Source organism: Mesorhizobium sp. M2A.F.Ca.ET.039.01.1.1 (genome assembly GCF_003998035.1).
Taxonomy (GTDB): domain Bacteria; phylum Pseudomonadota; class Alphaproteobacteria; order Rhizobiales; family Rhizobiaceae; genus Mesorhizobium.
The window spans coordinates 1-1,531 of the sequence record NZ_RZRY01001097.1 but is presented as its reverse complement, the minus strand read 5'-3'; the positions used below and the strand labels follow the sequence as shown (position 1 = coordinate 1,531).

The following is a 1,531-nucleotide window of genomic DNA, read 5'->3' as shown; positions in this document are numbered from 1 at the left end:
CGGATAGGAGAGGCAGCGTTGCGGTTAGAGCAGCTCCTAATGCAAAGGTATGGCGCGAGGCCCCCCTCTCTGCCCTGCCGCGCATCTCCCCCTCAAGGGGGGAGATTGGCGGTGTCGGCGCTGCGCCCATCTTTCCTGTGTTGAAGATTAGCGAAAGCCGCCGAGCGAATAATCTCCCCCCTCGAGGGGGAGATGGCCGGCAGGGCAGAGAGGGGGCCTCGCGCCAAACATCAAGGGAGAAACTCCCCGCGCCGAAGGCTTAAGAAGCGCACCCCGCAGAATCGCTTGCCGCATCCTATTCAACGAAAACCTTCACGCTCGCCGCCCGGCCGGCGGCGTCGATTACCGTCAGCGTCGAATAGCCGGTGCCGTCGGGCTGCCAGGTCGCGGTGCGGCGGCGGTCGATGCCGGCGAGCGGCCTGCCGTTGGCGAGCCAACGGAACGGCGCGCGGCCGCCCTGCAGCTTCAGCACCAGCGGCGTTGCGTCGGCTGAGTTGGTGCCGAGGTCTACGCGGGCGCCATTGGGCGGGAAGATGATGGTCGGCGCCGGCTCGGTGGCGGTGGCCTGCACCAGGCCGTCGGCGCCGGCGCCGAAGCGGGCGAGCGTCACCGGCAATTCCTCGCGCTTGGGATTGAAGACACCCGGCGGCCGGCCGGGCAGCGGCACGCTGGCGAGGCCGGAACGGACGAAGCCTTCGAATAGGATGGGTGCGGCGGAGACATAGCCCGACAGGCCGGGGACGGGGCTGGCATCGGCGCGGCCGACCCAGACGCCCAGCACGTAGCGGCCGTCGAAGCCGACGGACCAGGCATCGCGATAGCCATAGGAGGTGCCGGTCTTGTAGGCGATGCCGTGCTGCATGGCGCCTTCTGGCGGCTTCACGCCGGACAGGATGTCGTTGATCTGCCAGGCCGCCTGGTCGTCGAGGATGGTGGCTGTGGTGCGCTCGGTATTGGCCGGCTCGGTGCCGTCATGCAGCGTGTGCATCTTCCCGCCATTGGCGAGCCCGGTATAGAGCTGCACCAGGTCGCGCAAGGTCACGCCGACGCCGCCAAGGCCGATCGCCAGGCCCGGCGCTTCGTTGGGCGGCAGGATCGGGTTGACGCCGGCCTGGCGGAAGCGTGCCGTCAGCCGCGCCGGGCCGACGGCGTCGAGCACCCGGATCGCCGGCACGTTGAGCGACAATTGCAGCGCCTGGCGGATAGAGACGTCGCCCTGGTAGCCCATGTCGAAATTCTTCGGCCGGTAGCCTCCGAAATCGGCCGGGCTGTCCTCGATGATCGTCTCCTGCGCCACCAGCCCCTGCTCGAAGGCCAAGCCGTAGATGAAAGGCTTCAGCGTCGAGCCGGGTGAGCGCACCACCCTGGTCATGTCGATCCAGCCGGAGCGGCTGGCGTCGAAGAAATCGGCCGAACCGACCTCGCCGAGGATGTCGCCGGTGCGCGCATCGGCCATCACCATGGCGATGGAAAGTTTCGGGCCAAGCTTCCTGGCGGCATCCCTTGCGACCTGCTCCAGCCCTTGCTGCAC

Annotated in this window: 1 protein-coding gene; it reads right to left on the bottom strand. The window is 68.2% G+C overall.

Features of this window, described 5'->3' with window-relative positions; translation table 11 throughout:
* Positions 1-295 precede the first annotated feature (295 nt).
* On the bottom strand, positions 296-1,531 hold a 1,236-nt coding region (locus EOA24_RS37580), incomplete at its 5' end, for a penicillin-binding transpeptidase domain-containing protein (RefSeq protein ID WP_281059931.1).